General features: G+C 69.1%; 13 protein-coding genes. 7 read left to right on the forward strand and 6 right to left on the reverse strand.

From position 1 onward, the window contains the following. Positions 1 to 87 precede the first annotated feature (87 nt). From AADV74_RS09245 to acs, 5 genes are all read left to right on the forward strand, one after another. Positions 88 to 564: a GNAT family N-acetyltransferase gene (locus AADV74_RS09245; protein WP_342113302.1), complete on the forward strand. Its 477-nt coding sequence runs from the start codon at positions 88 to 90 to the stop codon at positions 562 to 564. A gap of 89 nt (positions 565 to 653) precedes the next feature. After that, complete coding sequence (locus tag AADV74_RS09250; protein WP_342113304.1) at positions 654 to 1,499, forward strand: ABC transporter ATP-binding protein; 846 nt, start codon at positions 654 to 656, stop codon at positions 1,497 to 1,499. 97 nt (positions 1,500 to 1,596) lie between these two features. Beyond that, a complete protein-coding gene (locus AADV74_RS09255; protein WP_342113306.1) occupies positions 1,597 to 2,655 on the forward strand; it encodes an aliphatic sulfonate ABC transporter substrate-binding protein in 1,059 nt (352 codons plus the stop codon). Between the two features lie 82 nt (positions 2,656 to 2,737). After that, positions 2,738 to 3,643 (forward strand): ABC transporter permease, encoded by a 906-nt coding sequence (locus tag AADV74_RS09260; protein WP_342113308.1) that lies wholly within the window; start codon positions 2,738 to 2,740, stop codon positions 3,641 to 3,643. Further along, positions 3,640 to 5,625 carry an acetate--CoA ligase gene (gene acs / locus AADV74_RS09265; RefSeq protein WP_342115133.1) on the forward strand — a complete coding sequence of 662 codons (1,986 nt, stop codon included), beginning with the start codon at positions 3,640 to 3,642 and terminating at the stop codon, positions 5,623 to 5,625. Before AADV74_RS09260 ends, acs begins: the two co-directional genes overlap by 4 nt. 73 nt (positions 5,626 to 5,698) lie before the next feature. On the opposite strand, the gene AADV74_RS09270 is transcribed toward acs, so the two are convergent. Next, a complete protein-coding gene (locus tag AADV74_RS09270) occupies positions 5,699 to 6,955 on the reverse strand; it encodes an RNA polymerase sigma factor (protein ID WP_342113310.1) in 1,257 nt (418 codons plus the stop codon). A gap of 62 nt (positions 6,956 to 7,017) precedes the next feature. Then, positions 7,018 to 7,473: a YciI family protein gene (locus AADV74_RS09275; RefSeq protein ID WP_342113313.1), complete on the reverse strand. Its 456-nt coding sequence runs from the start codon at positions 7,471 to 7,473 to the stop codon at positions 7,018 to 7,020. Positions 7,474 to 7,572: 99 nt separating this feature from the next. Between AADV74_RS09275 and AADV74_RS09280 the strand changes: the two genes are divergently transcribed. Further along, positions 7,573 to 8,292: a DUF998 domain-containing protein gene (locus AADV74_RS09280; protein WP_342113315.1), complete on the forward strand. Its 720-nt coding sequence runs from the start codon at positions 7,573 to 7,575 to the stop codon at positions 8,290 to 8,292. Here AADV74_RS09280 and AADV74_RS09285 read toward each other — a convergent pair. Then, on the reverse strand, positions 8,259 to 9,020 hold the full coding sequence (locus tag AADV74_RS09285; protein WP_342113316.1) for a DNA alkylation repair protein: 762 nt from the start codon (positions 9,018 to 9,020) through the stop codon (positions 8,259 to 8,261). The two genes, AADV74_RS09280 and AADV74_RS09285, sit on opposite strands and share 34 nt — an antisense overlap. 66 nt (positions 9,021 to 9,086) lie before the next feature. Beyond that, complete coding sequence (locus AADV74_RS09290) at positions 9,087 to 9,602, reverse strand: hypothetical protein (protein ID WP_342113318.1); 516 nt, start codon at positions 9,600 to 9,602, stop codon at positions 9,087 to 9,089. A 273-nt stretch (positions 9,603 to 9,875) separates the two neighbouring features. Here AADV74_RS09290 and AADV74_RS09295 point away from each other — a divergent pair, with 273 nt between their 5' ends. After that, positions 9,876 to 11,318: a DUF6421 family protein gene (locus tag AADV74_RS09295; RefSeq protein ID WP_342113320.1), complete on the forward strand. Its 1,443-nt coding sequence runs from the start codon at positions 9,876 to 9,878 to the stop codon at positions 11,316 to 11,318. Positions 11,319 to 11,422: 104 nt separating this feature from the next. On the opposite strand, the gene AADV74_RS09300 is transcribed toward AADV74_RS09295, so the two are convergent. Together AADV74_RS09300 and AADV74_RS09305 are read right to left on the reverse strand one after the other, a co-directional pair. After that, on the reverse strand, positions 11,423 to 13,573 hold the full coding sequence (locus tag AADV74_RS09300) for a M1 family metallopeptidase (protein ID WP_342113322.1): 2,151 nt from the start codon (positions 13,571 to 13,573) through the stop codon (positions 11,423 to 11,425). 89 nt (positions 13,574 to 13,662) lie between these two features. After that, entirely contained in the window at positions 13,663 to 14,955 is a 1,293-nt protein-coding gene (locus AADV74_RS09305; RefSeq protein ID WP_342113324.1) for an MFS transporter, read from the reverse strand. Positions 14,956 to 14,979 lie beyond the last annotated feature (24 nt).

The raw sequence follows: 14,979 nt of genomic DNA on the forward strand, positions 1-14,979 counted from the left end.
TGCGCGGCGCATGGCGACCGGAAGTGGCGAGCCGAGGTCCGGACGGAGTCCGAGCGAGGTCGAAGCGCACCCGCCAGAATGGGACCCATGAGCCCTGCTGCATCCGTCACCCTCGTCGACAAGACTCCCGAGCAGCTCGCCGCATGGCTGCCGGTCTCGAACTCGCTCTACGAGCAGGCGCGCATCGATGCCGGCGACAGCCCCGGCGAGGCCGCCAACGCCGCCGCGAGCTCGCAGGCGAAGTTCTTCCCCCATGGTGTGCCGGTCGATGGCCACCGCATCTTCACCATCACGGTCGACGGGGGCGATGCCGGTTGGCTGTGGATCGGGCCGACGGCGGACGGGGCCGGAGGCGACTGGTGGATCTGGGACATCGAGGTGCATGAGGCGTTCCGTCGCCGCGGCATCGCCGAGGCCACCATGCTGCTCGCCGAGGACGTCGCCCGCGCGGCCGGAGCCACCGCGATCGGGCTCAATGTGTTCGGCGGCAACGACACGGCGCGCAGGCTCTACGACCGCGTCGGGTACGGCGTCACCAGTGTTCACATGCGCAAGAACCTCTAGCGAGGCGCCCTGCGACGCCGGGCAACGCACTGTTACGTCGTGTCTCGCGCGCCCGACCGACGCATGCATACGGTGGGTAATTTCGAAGGATGCCCTCCGATTCCGCGACCTCAACGACGCCAGCCGGCGTCGCGGTCTCGGTCGAGTTCGCGGGCCTGGGTCGGGCCTTCGACCCCGCGAGGCCCGTGCTCGCCGACGTCGACCTGCGGGTCGAGCCCGGTGAGATCGTCGCCATCATCGGGGCGAGCGGATGCGGCAAGTCCACGCTGCTGCGCATCGCCGGCGGACTCGACACCCAGACCTCGGGCAGCGTGAGCATCGACGGCACCCCAGTCGCCACGTACGACCCCCGCACCGCGGTCGGCTTCCAGGAGCCGCGCCTGCTCCCTTGGCGCAGCATCGCGGACAACGTGGCACTCGGTGTTCCGCGCGGCACGGCGAGGGCCACGGCCCGCGCCGGCGTCGATCGCCTGCTCGAGCTCGTCGGGCTGGCGGATGCCGCCGGTCAGCGGCCGCGTGAGGTGTCGGGCGGGATGGCCCAGCGCGCGTCGCTCGCACGCGCCCTCGCCCGCCGCCCCGGCGTGCTGCTCCTCGACGAGCCGTTCGGAGCACTCGACGCCCTCACCCGCCTCAAGATGCAGGACCTCCTCCTCGACATCCACGCGGCCGAGCCCACCACTGTGCTGCTCGTCACGCACGACGTCGACGAGGCACTGCAACTGGCCGACCGCATCGTGCTGCTCGGGCGCGCCGACGGCGACGCGGCGGCATCCGTTCTCGAGACCGTCACTGTTCCCGGTCGCCGGCCCCGCGATCGCGGCTCAGCGGAGCTCGCCGAGTTGCGAGCCCGCCTGCTCGCGGGCCTGGGCATCGATCGGCACGGCCACGCCCGCGGCATCGCGAGCAGCACGACCATCCCCGCCTTCCCCTACTGACCCACGAAGAACCAACGCACCACAGCACCTCCAGCACCACACGGCACCACACCACCTCCCTGCACCACTTCCCTCACAGCACCAGGAGAGACACGCCATGACCTTCCTTCGAAAGACATCGACGACAGCCGCGATCGTCGCGGCAGCGGCATCCGTCGCCCTCATGCTCACCGGCTGCGTCGCCGGTGAGGGCTCCGCAGCCGCGCCGGCCGAGACCAGCTCCGGCGATGGCGATGCCGTCGTCACCCAGGGCGGAACTCTGAACATCGACTTCGCCACCTACAACCCGCTGAGCCTCGTGATCAAGGACCAGGGCTGGCTCGAGGATGCTCTGGCCGAGCAGGACATCACCGTCAACTGGGTGCAATCGGCCGGCTCGAACAAGGCCAACGAGGCGCTGCGCGCCGGCGCAATCGATGTGGGATCCACCGCGGGATCGGCTGCACTGTTGGCTCGCTCGAACGGCTCGCCCATCCAGGTCATCGACATCTACTCGCAGCCCGAATGGTCGGCCATCGTCGTCGGCAAGGATTCGCCTATCACCGACGTGACCGAGCTCGAGGGCAAGCAGGTCGCAGCAACGAAGGGCACCGACCCCTACTTCTTCCTGCTGCAGTCCCTGGAGGAGGCGGGTCTGTCCGCATCCGACGTGACCGTGCAGAATCTGCAGCACGCCGACGGCTGGGCCGCACTGCAGAACGGATCCGTCGACGCCTGGGCCGGCCTCGACCCGATCATGGCCGGGGCCGAGGAGTCGGGCGCCCAGCTCATCTACCGCAACGTCGACTTCAACAGCTACGGCTTCCTGAACGCCACCGAGTCGTTCCTGAAGGCCAAGCCCGACGTCGCGCAGACCGTCGTCAACGCCTACGAGCACGCTCGCGCGTGGGCTCTCGACAGCCCGGAGGAGACCGCGGAGATCCTGGCCTCCGTCGCCAGCCTCGACCCGGCCGTGGCCACCAAGGTCATCTCGGAGCGCACCAACCTCGACGTCGACAACGTTCCCGGTGACGCTCAGATCTCCGTGCTGAAGACCATCGGCCCGGTGTTCGTCGAGAACGGCGACGTGCAGACCCAGCAGCAGGTCGACGACGCCATCGACACCATCGTGAACGACACCTACGCCAAGGCAGCAGACGCCGACGCGATCGGCTAGCAGGAGCCGCACGTGCGGGGTGCCGGATCCCGGTGCCCCGCACGAGCACAGCACGAAGAGCAGCACCCGAGAGGAGAGACCGTTGAGCTACCAGACCGACCATGACGCTCGCACGCAGGTGGTCGCCGGTGTCTTCGGCAGCTCCTTCGCCGAGCGCCCCGCTGCTCCGGATGCCGGGACCCGGCGACCCCAGGGGGAAACCGGCCCTCGACGGAACGGGCGCAAGCGCCTCACCAGCCGGCGCTGGTTCGTCATCGTCGGCGGCGCGATCCTCCCGGTGCTCATCCTCGCCGCCTGGCAGATCGCGTCGACCACCGGGCTGGTGCCGATCTCCCAGCTGCCGTCGCCCGAGATGGTCTGGCTCGCCGCCGTCGATCTCGCCCAGCGCGGCCTGCTCGGACTCTACGTCGCCATCTCGACCCAGCGCGTGCTGCTCGGCTTCGCCATCGGCGGCGCGCTCGGCCTCCTGATCGGAGCCGTGGTCGGCCTGTCGCGCCTCGCCGACATCCTCCTCGCCCCCACGCTCGGAGCGATCCGCGCCGTGCCGTCCCTCGCCTGGATCCCCCTGCTCATCCTCTGGTTCAAGATCGGCGAGGAATCGAAGATCATCCTCATCTCGATCGGGGCGTTCTTCCCCGTCTACACGATCGTGGCCTCCGCCCTGCGGCACGTCGACCGCCACCTCATCGAGGCCGGCCGCGCCTTCGGCCTCAGCGGCGTGCGGCTGTTCACCACCGTGCAGCTCCCCGCCGTCGTTCCGTCGGTCATCTCGGGCCTCCGCCTCGCACTCGCCCAGTCGTGGCTGTTCCTCGTGGCCGCCGAGCTCATCGCATCGTCGATGGGTCTCGGCTTCCTGCTGCTCGACTCCGGCCAGAGCGGCCGCATCGACCGCATCTTCCTGGCGATCATCCTGCTGGCCCTGCTGGGCAAGCTGACGGATGCGCTCGTCGGTCTCTTCGAGAAGTGGGCGGTGCGCAAGTGGGCCTGAACGACACCATCAGCGCCCTGCTCGACGAGCAGCGCCGCTTCCCCGCACCCGCGGCGTTCACCGCCGAGGCGAACGTTCCGCACTCGGAGTACGAGCGTGCGGCATCCGACCCCGTCGCCTTCTGGTCCGAGCAGGCCGAGCGCCTCGACTGGACCGAGCCGTGGCACACCGACCACAGCTGGCACCCCGCGGTGACGGATGCCGCGGGCGAGCTCTCGGTACCGCGTGCCGAGTGGTTCTCGGGCGGACGCCTCAACGTGGCCGTCAACTGCGTCGATCGGCACGTCGACGCCGGGAACGGCGAGCGCATCGCCTTCCACTTCGAGGGCGAGAGCGGAGACCGCCGCTCGCTCAGCTATGCGGAATTGCAACGCGAGGTGGCCCGCGCCGCCAACGCCCTCACGGCCCTCGGCATCTCCCAGGGCGACCGCGTCGTCGTCTACCTGCCGGTGCTGCTCGAGACCGTCATCGCGACCCTCGCCATCGCCCGCATCGGCGCCGTGCATTCGCTCGTCTTCGGCGGCTTCTCGGCCGAGGCGCTCAGGTTCCGCGTGGAAGACACGGGCGCGAAGCTGCTCATCACGACCGACGGCCAGTTCCGTCGCGGCAGGGCTGTGGCCGTCAAGGAGGCGGCGGATGCCGCCGTCGCCGGCGTCGCCTCGATCGAGCACGTCCTCGTCATCCGCCGCACCGGCGACGAGACGCCGGACATCCCGTGGACCGAGGGGCGCGACGTCTGGTGGCACGATGCCGTTGCGGCGGCATCCGACGTGCACACCCCTGAGTTCTTCGACGCCGAGACGCCGCTGTTCATCATCTACACGAGCGGGACGACGGGGAAGCCGAAGGGGCTCGTGCACACGAGTGGCGGCTACCTCACGCACGCCTCTTACACGCATTGGGCCGTCTTCGACGCGAAGCCCGAAACCGACGTGTACTGGTGCACCGCCGACCTCGCCTGGGTCACGGCGCACAGCTACGTGCTCTACGGCCCACTGTCGAACGGGGTCACGAGCGTCATCTACGAGGGCACGCCCAACACTCCGCACTCGGCGCGGCACTTCGAGATCATCGAGCGCTACGGCGTCTCGACGTACTACACCGCACCCACGCTGATCCGCAGTCTCATGACCTGGTTCCCCGACGGAGTTCCCGCCGCGCACGACCTGTCGAGCATCCGCCTGCTCGGGTCCGTCGGCGAGGCGATCAACCCCGAGGCGTGGATGTGGTTCCGCGACAACATCGGCGCCGGCCGAGCGCCCATCGTCGACACCTGGTGGCAGTCGGAGACCGGCGCCGCGATCATGGCGCCGCTGCCCGGGGTCTCGACGTTGAAGCCCGGTTCGGCCCTGCGCGCGCTCCCAGGACTGCGGGCATCCGTCGTCGACGAGAACGGGGTGAAGGTCGCGCGGGGAACCGGCGGCTACCTCGTGATCGAGGGCACGTGGCCCGGGATGGCGCGCACGATCTGGGGCAACCCCGAGCGCTACCGCGACTCGTACTGGGCGCGCTTCGCCGAGCAGGGCCTGTTCTTCTCGGGCGACGGCGCCAAGTACGACGCCGACGGCGACATCTGGCTGCTCGGACGCGTCGACGACGTGATCAACGTGTCGGGCCACAGGCTGTCGACGATCGAGATCGAGTCAGCTCTGGTGGCACACCCCGCCGTCGGCGAGGCCGGGGCCGTCGGGGTGACGGATGCGCTCACGGGCGAGGCCATCGCCGCGTTCGTCGTGCCGTCATCCGGCGTGCTCGACGACGCCGATCTGCTCCACGAGCTGCGCCGGCATGTTGCGCATCTCATCGGCCCGATCGCCAAGCCACGCGACATCGTGCTGGTGCCGGACCTGCCGAAGACCCGTTCCGGCAAGATCATGCGGCGCCTGCTCGTCGATATCGCCGAGGGCCGCACGCTGGGTGATACGACGTCGCTGCAGGACGAGACGGTGCCCGGGCGCATCGCTGAGATCGTCGGTCGCTGAGGGCGTCGGTCGCTGAGGACGTCGGTCGCTGAGGACCGGACGCAGTCCGCGCCCGAAGCGCTCGGCGGGTCGGTCATCGAGCAGCCGCATCCGCCGCCCGCTCCCGGAGGAAGTCGCGCTCCGAGAGATTCGTCGCCAGTTCGGCGGCGCGCAGGTACTCCTCCACCGCCTCCGCCCGACGCCCGAGCTTCTGGAGGAGATCGGCGCGGACGGCCGGGAGCAGGTGGTAGCCGCGGAGTGCCGGGTGGTCGACGAGCTGGTCGACGAGGGCGAGGCCGGCCTCAGGTCCGACGGCCCGACCGAGCACCACGGCCCGGTTGAGTTCGACGACGGGAGAGCCGGTGAGGCGGGCGAGCTGTTCGTAGAGTTCTGCAAGCAGGGCCCAGTCCGTGGCATCCGTCGACTCGGCATGCGCATGACAGGCGGCGATCCGCGCTTGAAGCAGGTAGGGACCATCGGCTCCGGCAGCCAGTCTCCGTGCCTCCGCCAGCGCGGCCGACCCACGCGAGATGCTGCCGGAATCCCAGCGCGAACGGTCCTGGTCGTCGAGCAGCACGGGCCGTCCGGCGGCATCGACCCTGGCGCGCAGGCGCGACGATTGCAGCTCCATGAGCGCCAACAGGCCCTGCGCCTCCGATTCCGTCGGGGCCACCGTCGTGAGGATGCGCCCCACCCTGATCGCCTCGACGCACAGCGCCGGTCGCATCCAGTCCTGGCCTTCGGTGGCCGCGTAGCCCTCGTTGAAGAGCAGGTAGACGACCCGCAGGACGGCACCCATCCGCTCGGCCCGCTCCGCCTCGCTCGGCTCCTCGATCGCGGCCCCCGCCTCGGTGAGCGTGCGCTTGGCGCGCGAGATGCGCTGGGCGATCGTCGCCTCCGAGGTGAGATACGCCCGCGCGATCTCCCGTGCGGTCAGTCCGGCGACGAGCCTGAGCGTGAGCGTGGTCCTCCCCTCCTCGGTCAGCACCGGGTGGCAGCAGATGAACATGAGCCGCAGCACGTCGTCGTCGACGTGGTCGATGGCGGCCGTCGGATCGTCAGCGGATGCCCACTCGAGGTCCATCGCGAGTCTCGCGACAACCCGATCGCCCCGGGCGTCGGCACGGAAGGCGTCCATGGCACGGCGCTTGGCCACGGCCATGAGCCACGCGGCCGGCTTGGCCGGGATCCCCGTGCGCGGCCACTGATCGAGTGCCGCCACGACGGCGTCCTGCGCCAGGTCCTCGGCGAGAGCGACGTCACGGACGACCCGCACGAGCGTCGCGATGATGGCCGTCGACTCGAGGCGCCAGACGGCCTCGACGGCGGCGCGGGCTGTCGTCGGCTCCACGGAACCTGATTCTCCCGACCCCCGTGCCACCGCCTCAAGGGGCGATGTCCCGCCGGTCGGAGTCAGTAGCCGATGATCTCGCTCTGCGACGCCGCGAGCTGACGCACCTCCACGTCGCCTTCCCAGCCGGGCCATTCCTCGACGTGGATCTGGAGGACACGACGGCCGAGTTCAACCGCCTCCTCCCTCGAGTGCACCTCGATGATGGCGTATCCGCCGATCAGTTCGCGGGTGTCTGCGAAAGGACCGTCGACGGTGCTGATGCGCCCATCCGCGAGGGACACGATCGCTCCGCTCGCGCTCGGCAGCAGGCCGCCGATGTCGACGAGGGTGCCGTTACGACGACCCTCCTGTTCGTACTCCGCCATCCGCTTCCACACCCCGTCGGGGGTCTGGCCGATCGTCGCGGTTTCGTCGGTACGGACCAGGCACATGAATCGCATGATGCTCTCCTCGTTCTCGCGGGCCGGATGCCCGCTCTCACCCTGTCGTCGCGTGCCAGGACCGATTCTCGACATGCGCTGCGGAAATTCTCGCGAACGGATGTCGAGAATGCATCCATGCCGGCGACGAAACAGTGAACGACCTCGTCCGAGGTCCGAATGAAGGAGTTCGTCATGACCACCACCACCACCACCGCCGTCGCGACCAGCGGAACGGATGCGGCGACCCGGGCGCAGCTGACCGCCGGCGTGATCGCCGGACCGCTGTTCATCACCACGGCCCTGCTGCAGGCCGGTCTCCGGCCCGGATTCGATCTCACGCGGCATCCGATCAGCCTGCTCTCGCTCGGCGACCTGGGGTGGATCCAGATCGTCAACTTCATCGTCGCCGGCACGCTGCTCATCGTCTTCTCGCTCGGGTTGGCGCGCCGCCTGCGTCCCGGCGCCGCACGGCTGTGGGCGCCCATCCTGTTCGCGATCGGCGGCTTCGGCATGATCCTCGGCGGCGTCTTCCCGCCCGATGCCGCCCTCGGCTTCCCGGTCGGAGCACCGGAGGGCATCCCACCGAGCCTCAGCTTCCACGGCCTGATGCACGCCGTCGCACCGCCCGTCGCCTTCACCGCGATCGTCGCGGGCATCGCCGTGGCAGCTCGCCGCATCTGGCTCGATGGTCACCGTGGTGCCGCAGTACTCAGCTGGATCGCCGCCGGCGTCTGCTTCGTGCTGAGCCTGCCGGGCTGGCCGCTCTTCAGCATCCTGCTGCTGGTGGCCGTGGGCATCGGCCTGGGCTGGGTCTGCGGATACGCGATCTGGCTGCTGCGGACGGACGCTGCGCTTCGCCCGCGGACTGCATCCGGTACTCAGCGGACGGAGGTTCGCGGCACCGCCCGGTAGTGCGCCCGCTGCTCGGGAGTGAGGTGCTCGGTGGCGTAGGAGAGCGCCGTGCGCGGCATCCGCCCGGCGTACTCGTCGAGGAAACCGATCAGCAGCTCCCGGTCGACGCGCTTGCCGACCTCGCGCAGCATCCAGCCGACGGCCTTGTGCATGAGGTCCTCGCTGTCTCCGAGCAGCATCGGCGCCAGCTCCAGCGTCGTCGACGCATCGCCCCGGTTGATGAAGCCCTGCGTCGTGATGATCGCCACCCGTCGCTCCCACAACAGGGGACTCGTGGCGAGCTCGAACAGCACGTCACGCGGGCGATCGAAGAGCCAGCCGCCGAGGATGACGCCGGCCGAGGAGTCGACCAGGTCCCAGTTATTCACCCGGCCGCGGCGCACCGTCGCGAGGTACCAGTCCGCGAGGTCGTCGCGCAGCGAATCATCGATCCCGGCCGGACGCGAGGCCCGCTCGAAGAGGTTGCCGGCGATGATCAGGCCGGTCAGCCTGTGCTCGTGCACCTCGGAGTCGAGCAGGATGTCGAGCTCCGACACGGGCAACGACGGGAACTGCTTCGCCACACGACGCTGGGCCGGAACCGTGATGCCGATGAAGACATCGCCCGCGCCGTACTGCCCGGGCGCCGTCTTGAAGAAGCCCTGGCTGCCGGCGGCGCGCTCGGGATCGGCGAGCTCGGCGAGCGCGGAAACCGCGACGGCCGCGGTCTGGGATGCAGCATCCGTCATGGAAGCGGACTCTACCGCTGGCGGATGACGCACCGCAGTCCGCGGCCGTCGAGAAGGTGGTGCCGGCTAGCGAGCGGTCGGCGCCTCGGGAGCGTTGGGCTCGGTCGGCTCTGCCGGGTCGGCCGCGGGCTCGGTCACGATGACGGGCTCGGCGTGAACGGGAGCGGTGGACGCAGCGGCAGCCGGCGCAGCGGCAGCAGGCGCAGCGGCCCGGTTCAGCTCGAGCTCGTCGATGCCGTCGACGTCGTCATCGTCGAGGAACTCCTCGTCGAGGATGACGTCTTCGATCACGGCGTCACGACGGAAGCCGTTGAGGCCGATGAGGATGCCGATCGCGGCGAGCGAGATGACGACGCCGATGATGCCGGCCGAGAGGATGGCGGACGCGACACCGATGGCGGACTGGCCGCCGTAGACGTCGGTCGCCGTCGCGGTCTGGCTCTCGAGGGCCTTGCTGAGGTCGGCCAGGCCGGTCGTCGTCTGCACGTAGCCCACCACGACGGCCACGAGCGCGAGCACGAGGGTGATGATCGGCAGGGCGAGCTTGGCGGGCGAGATGCTGCTGGAGCGGGGAGTTGACACGGAACGAACCTCTGACTTCTTCGAAGGGTTGTGGATGCGCGCCACGTTAGGCACGCTCGCTATGACCAGCCTATGAGCAAGCTGTGAAGGGACCCGGCCATAACCGCAGATGACGTGCTGCGGCATCCGTTGCGCCGGGTAGCGGGAATCTGCTCGGCAGCAGGAACCCACGCAGCAAAGCCGCGTCGGCCCTCAAGAAAACGGCCGGTCAGCCCGTCTAGCCTTGGTGAAGCGGGGATTCCCTCGCGCGCCAAGAGGGATCGGAGGTTCACATTGTCCAACGCCACGCTGTCAACGCAGGCCGTCATCGGAGAGCCCGAGGTTCTCGAGGATGTGCGCCACCTCGCCGCGGAGGTCGAGACCCATCCCGCCTGGCTCCGCCTCAAGGACGCCGCCACCACGCTGCAGACGCTGCAGGTGAAGGACGGGTCGGTTCCCGATGCCGACAGCCACGCGCACGCGCACGGCCTGGTGTCGATGCTCACCAGCGCCGTCACCGAGCTCGCTCCGGCCTTCCCGCACGACGCCGCCTACCTCGACGCCCTCGTCGTCGACTTCGACCGCTGGGCGAGCGACGGATTCGGAGTACCCGACTTCCACGACTCGCTGATGGCGTTCCAGCCGCAGCAGCACCGTATCGATGGACTGCGCCACCTCGTGGTCTTCCCTATGTACACGCAGAACGGCTCGACGAACCGCTTCGTCGAGGCGGTGCTCGTCGAGGTCATCTGGCCCGAGTTCATCGCGGCGCTCGAGGCAGGCGACTACGGCAACAAGCTGTTCGTGCCCATCCGCTTCGTCGACTTCACCCCGGGCTACGACACCAACTCGGCGGTGCTGTTCCCCGAGACCGTCGCCATGCGCGCCATCCCGACGTTCACGTGGGGTGCGATCTTCCAGGACCGCGAGGCGGCACGCTACCGCCGTGTCGTGCGGGCGGCATCCGAGATCACCAAGCTCGACCTGCCCGAGGACGCCGCAGCCATGCTCGACGACCAGCGGCTCACGGAGGAGACCTTCGTGATGTGGGACCTCATCCACGACCGCACGCACATGCGCGGCGACCTGCCGTTCGACCCGTTCATGATCAAGCAGCGGATGCCGTTCTTCCTGTACTCGCTCGAGGAACTGCGCTGCGACCTGACAGCGTTCCGCGAGTCGGTGAAGATCACGCGGGAGCTGCGTGCCCGCGTCGCCCAGGGTGAGACCCTCGGCGAGCTCGAGGCCGAGACCCTGCACCACTCCACGCTGGTGCAGTACGCGGTGATCTTCGACCGCATCTTCCGCTTCGCCATCACCGGTTCTCGGGTGCGCAACTACGACGGGCTCGGCGGCCAGCTGCTGTTCGCCTGGCTGCACCAGCACCACGTGCTGCACTGGACCGACACCCAGCTCGCCTTCGACTGGGAGGCCGTTCCGGATGCCGTCGTCGCACTGGGCGACGCCATCGACGAGCTCTACTGGAAGTCGATCGACCGCCCGAAGACGGCCCACTGGCTCGCGGCGTACGACCTCGTGGCCGGCGTGCTCACGCCGAACCCGGCGTCGAACTGGGCGCGCGGGCTGCCGCTCGAGGTGCTTGCCGGTGCTCCGAAGGGCTACACCGATCTCGTGCTCGACGACGAGTTCCCGCTGTCGATGTTCTTCGAGGCCCTCGACAAGAAGATGAAGACCGTCATCGAGTCGACCGTCGGGATCACGGGCGCGACGGCGTAGAGCCCGATTGCTCACCCGCTCGCTGAGGGCCGAGCGAAGCGACCGCCCGAAGCGCAGTCAGAGCGCTTCGACCGCGGACTTCGTCCGGGCCTCAGCGAGCGGATCTAACCTCGGCGCTGCTCGGGGTGCGAGGGCGCCAGCAGCTTGGTCGGAGCGTCAGGCGCCTCGAACGTGCGGGCGTCGGATGCCGCATCCGGAGCCGCGGGCTTCTCGCCTGTGAACAGCCAGTCGTCGAAGAAGGCGCCCAGGTCGGTGCCCGAGATCGATTCGGCGAGCGCGATGAACTGCGCCGTCGTGCCGTTGCCGCCGGACTTGACGTGCGCCCAGGTCTGCACGATGTCGAAGAAGTCCTCGTCGCCGACGGTCTGCCGCAGAGCCTGAAGGGTCATCGCACCGCGGTCGTAGACGGCTCCGTCGAAGATGGCGTCGGGGCCGGGGTCGCCGATCGTCAGGGTCCAGAAGTCGTCATCGGCCGGTGCCGAGTAGAGGTCGTCGAAGTACGCCTGCGGATCGGCGTAGCCCTCGTACTCTGCCCACAGCCATTCGGCGTAGGTGGCGAAGCCCTCGTTCAACCAGATGTCGCTCCAGCGCTTCAGCGCCACGTCGTCGCCGAACCACTGGTGCGCCAGCTCGTGCACGACCACGCCGTCGCCCTGCTCCGGAGAACCGCTGAAGAAGGACTGGTCGTAGATCGGGCGGGTCTGGTTCTCCAGCGCGAAGCCGAGTCCCTCGAAGTCGTCGACGATGCCGCCGGCCTCGTCGAACGGATAGGGACCGAACTGCTGCTCGAGGAAGGCGATGACCTCGGGCTCGCGAGCGAGGCTCGACCTCACCTGGTCGCCGATCGGCGCCGGTCCGTCACTCGTCGCGATCCAGTCGTTGAGGTTGCCCGGGCTGCCCTCTGGCGCGCCCGGCACCGTCCAGCCGTCGAACGGGTCGGCATCAGCCTCGAACGAGGTCGCGCCCTGGCCGCCGGGGCCGGTGACGTCGTCGATGGCGACGCCGTCTCCCTGGAAGGTGTAGTCGCTGACGGAGGCGATGGAGAGGTCGACCGACTGACCGGCGTAGTCAGCGAGGTCGATCGTCCAGAGCTCCCAGCCCTCGCCCGACCCCGTCGCAGCCGACCAGGTGCCGGTGGACCCGGCGGGCAGGCAGGCTTCGCCCGTCCCGTCGTCGCCGAGGTAGTGGCCGAGGAACGGATGCTGCGCCAGCAGGTCGGCACAGCCGGAGTTGCCGGCATCCATCGTCGTGATCCCGCTCTGCTCGGGCAGGGTGGTCCAGTCGTCGGTTCCGGTCGGAGCGGCCTCGACGAAGGTGAAGTCCCAGCCCTCCTCGACTGAGCGGTCCATCCAGAAGCTCAGCGAGCCTCCGGCGGCGGGCACAGCGATCGTGCGGCTGAGTCGCTTGTAGGCGTCGTCGGCCTTCTGGGTGTACGCGAAGGCGGTGCCCGTGCGCGGCGTGACTGTCGGTGCGAACAGGTCGGGGTCGATCGCGTCGAGGTAGTGGATACCGTCGACATCGCGTTCGTCGATGTCGAACTGGCCGATGGTGGCCGTGGCCAGGTAGCTGGCCATCGGCTCGTCGACGTTCCAGATCCATTGGTCCTTGCTGCCGATGCGGCCGTGCCCCAGCAGCTTGCCGTTCGACAGCGCCTCGACCCCTCGCGGAACCGTGATGCGGATGGAGTACAGCGCCTTGTCGGCGGGGTGGTCGTTCGAGGGGAACCAGCTCGCCGCCACGAACGGCTGGCCGGCGACGAGGGTGCCGTCGTCGGTGTTGTAGAAACCGGCGTTGCCGAGCACGGAGTCCTCGTAGATCTGCGGCACTCCCGCGTAGGAGACGGTCGTGAAGAACGGCAGTCCCTTGCGGAGTGCCGAGGCCGGCGTGACCACGAGCTCATCACCCGAGCGCTTCCACGTGGCCTTGCGGCCGTTCACGGTTATGGACTTCACGGTCAACCCGTGCAGGTCGAGGTCGAAGCGACTGAGGTTCTGGGTCGCCTTCGCCGTGATGAGTGCGTGGCCCGTGAGCACATCCGTCGCCGGCACGTAGTCGACGTTCAGGCCGTAGTGCTTCACGTCGTAGCCGCCGTTGCCCGACAGCGGGAAGTAGGGATCGCCGATTCCCGGGGCGCCGGGACTCGGCTTCGCAGCGGCCGGAGGAGCCGCGGGAACAGCGGAGGCCGCCAGCGCCGGCGTGGCGGCCAGCACGACTCCGGCGAGGAGGGCGATGAGGGGAAGAGAGCGGTGCGACACGGGAGAACCTCGCAGTCGAAGGGTAGGAGGACCGTACCTGCCCATGGTGGCCCTCCTGAGGAATCCTCACAAGGGGCGACGTCGAGTCGTCACGCCGTGGCGTCGGCTCCGGACTCCGGGGCTGCGCCAGGATCGGCATCCGTCAGCGCGACCGCGGTGTCGGACGGATCATGCTGCGCCCGGCTCGCGAACAGGAACGGCAGGGCGGCGAGCTCGATGACGCCGCCGATCACCAGCGATGTTCCGTAGCCCCACAGGTCGGCAGCGCGACCGAGGGCCGGCTGGATGACAACGCCACCGGCGCTGCCGAACAGCGAGTCGAAGGAGAGCACGGTGGCGCGCTGCTTCGACGGGATCATGCCGTTGAGGTAGGCCTGGCGTACCGGTCCCACCACGGCGAACACGAAGCCCCACAGCACCAGCAGGAGGAGCGCCAGCCAGAACATCTGGTTGAGCCCGAGGGCGATGAGCGCCAGCACGCTGCCGACGGATGCCGAGATCACGACGGTCGTGCGCCTGCGGAACAGGGTGCGCACGCGGGGAGCGAGCACTCCTCCAGCCACCTGGGCGAGCGACAAGATCGCCGCGGCGAGCCCGGCGATGCCGTAGGCCGTGGTATCGCCGTAGAGCTCGAGCAGGTAGGGCTGCAGGGCGTAGAACGCGTAGATTCCGACGCCCGAGGCGAACGGGGCGGCCAGGATCATGTAGCGCACCGAGCGCTTCTTGAGGCCGTACTCGACCGACGCCCTCAACACGGTGCGCGTGGCCTTGATCGGCCCCTCCGAGCGGTCGGGAGTGAAGCCGAGGTCCTTCATCACCAGAGCGGCGATGACGAACATCACGACGAGCACGGCCGCCCTCAGCACGAACGGCACACCCAGATTCGTCAGCTGCGCGATGACGCCGCCGAGCACCGAACCCGTGAACATGGCGACGCCCGTGACGACGAGCCCTCGGCCGAAGACCGCCTCGAGCGAGCCCGTGAAGCCGACGGAGGTGAGCGCGTCGACGAGCCACGCCTCGACGGCGCCCGAGAAGAAGGTGAAGCCCAGGCCGAGCAGCACCGACACGATGGCCCACCACACGAAGGGCGCGTGCCAGACCCACAGCATCCAGTACAGAGCCGTGGTGACGGCGAGCGTGACAGTACCGAGCAGGTAGGACGCCTTGCGACCCACGGTGTCGGCCACGACACCCGTCGGCACCTCGAACAGCACCATTCCGGCCGTGAAAAAGGCGTTCGCGGCGAAAGCCTCGAAGTTGGTGAGTCCAGCGTCGAGAAGGAACAGCGTGTTGATGCCCCAGATGAGCGAAGCGGCCAACGTGTTGCCGAGCATCAGCACCAGGTAGATGCGCTGGACGCGGCGGGCGGCGGGGTTCATCCTGCCCATAGTCCTCCCGACCTG

It is taken from the genome of Leifsonia stereocauli (genome assembly GCF_038432415.1).
In the GTDB taxonomy this organism is placed as follows: domain Bacteria; phylum Actinomycetota; class Actinomycetes; order Actinomycetales; family Microbacteriaceae; genus Orlajensenia; species Orlajensenia stereocauli.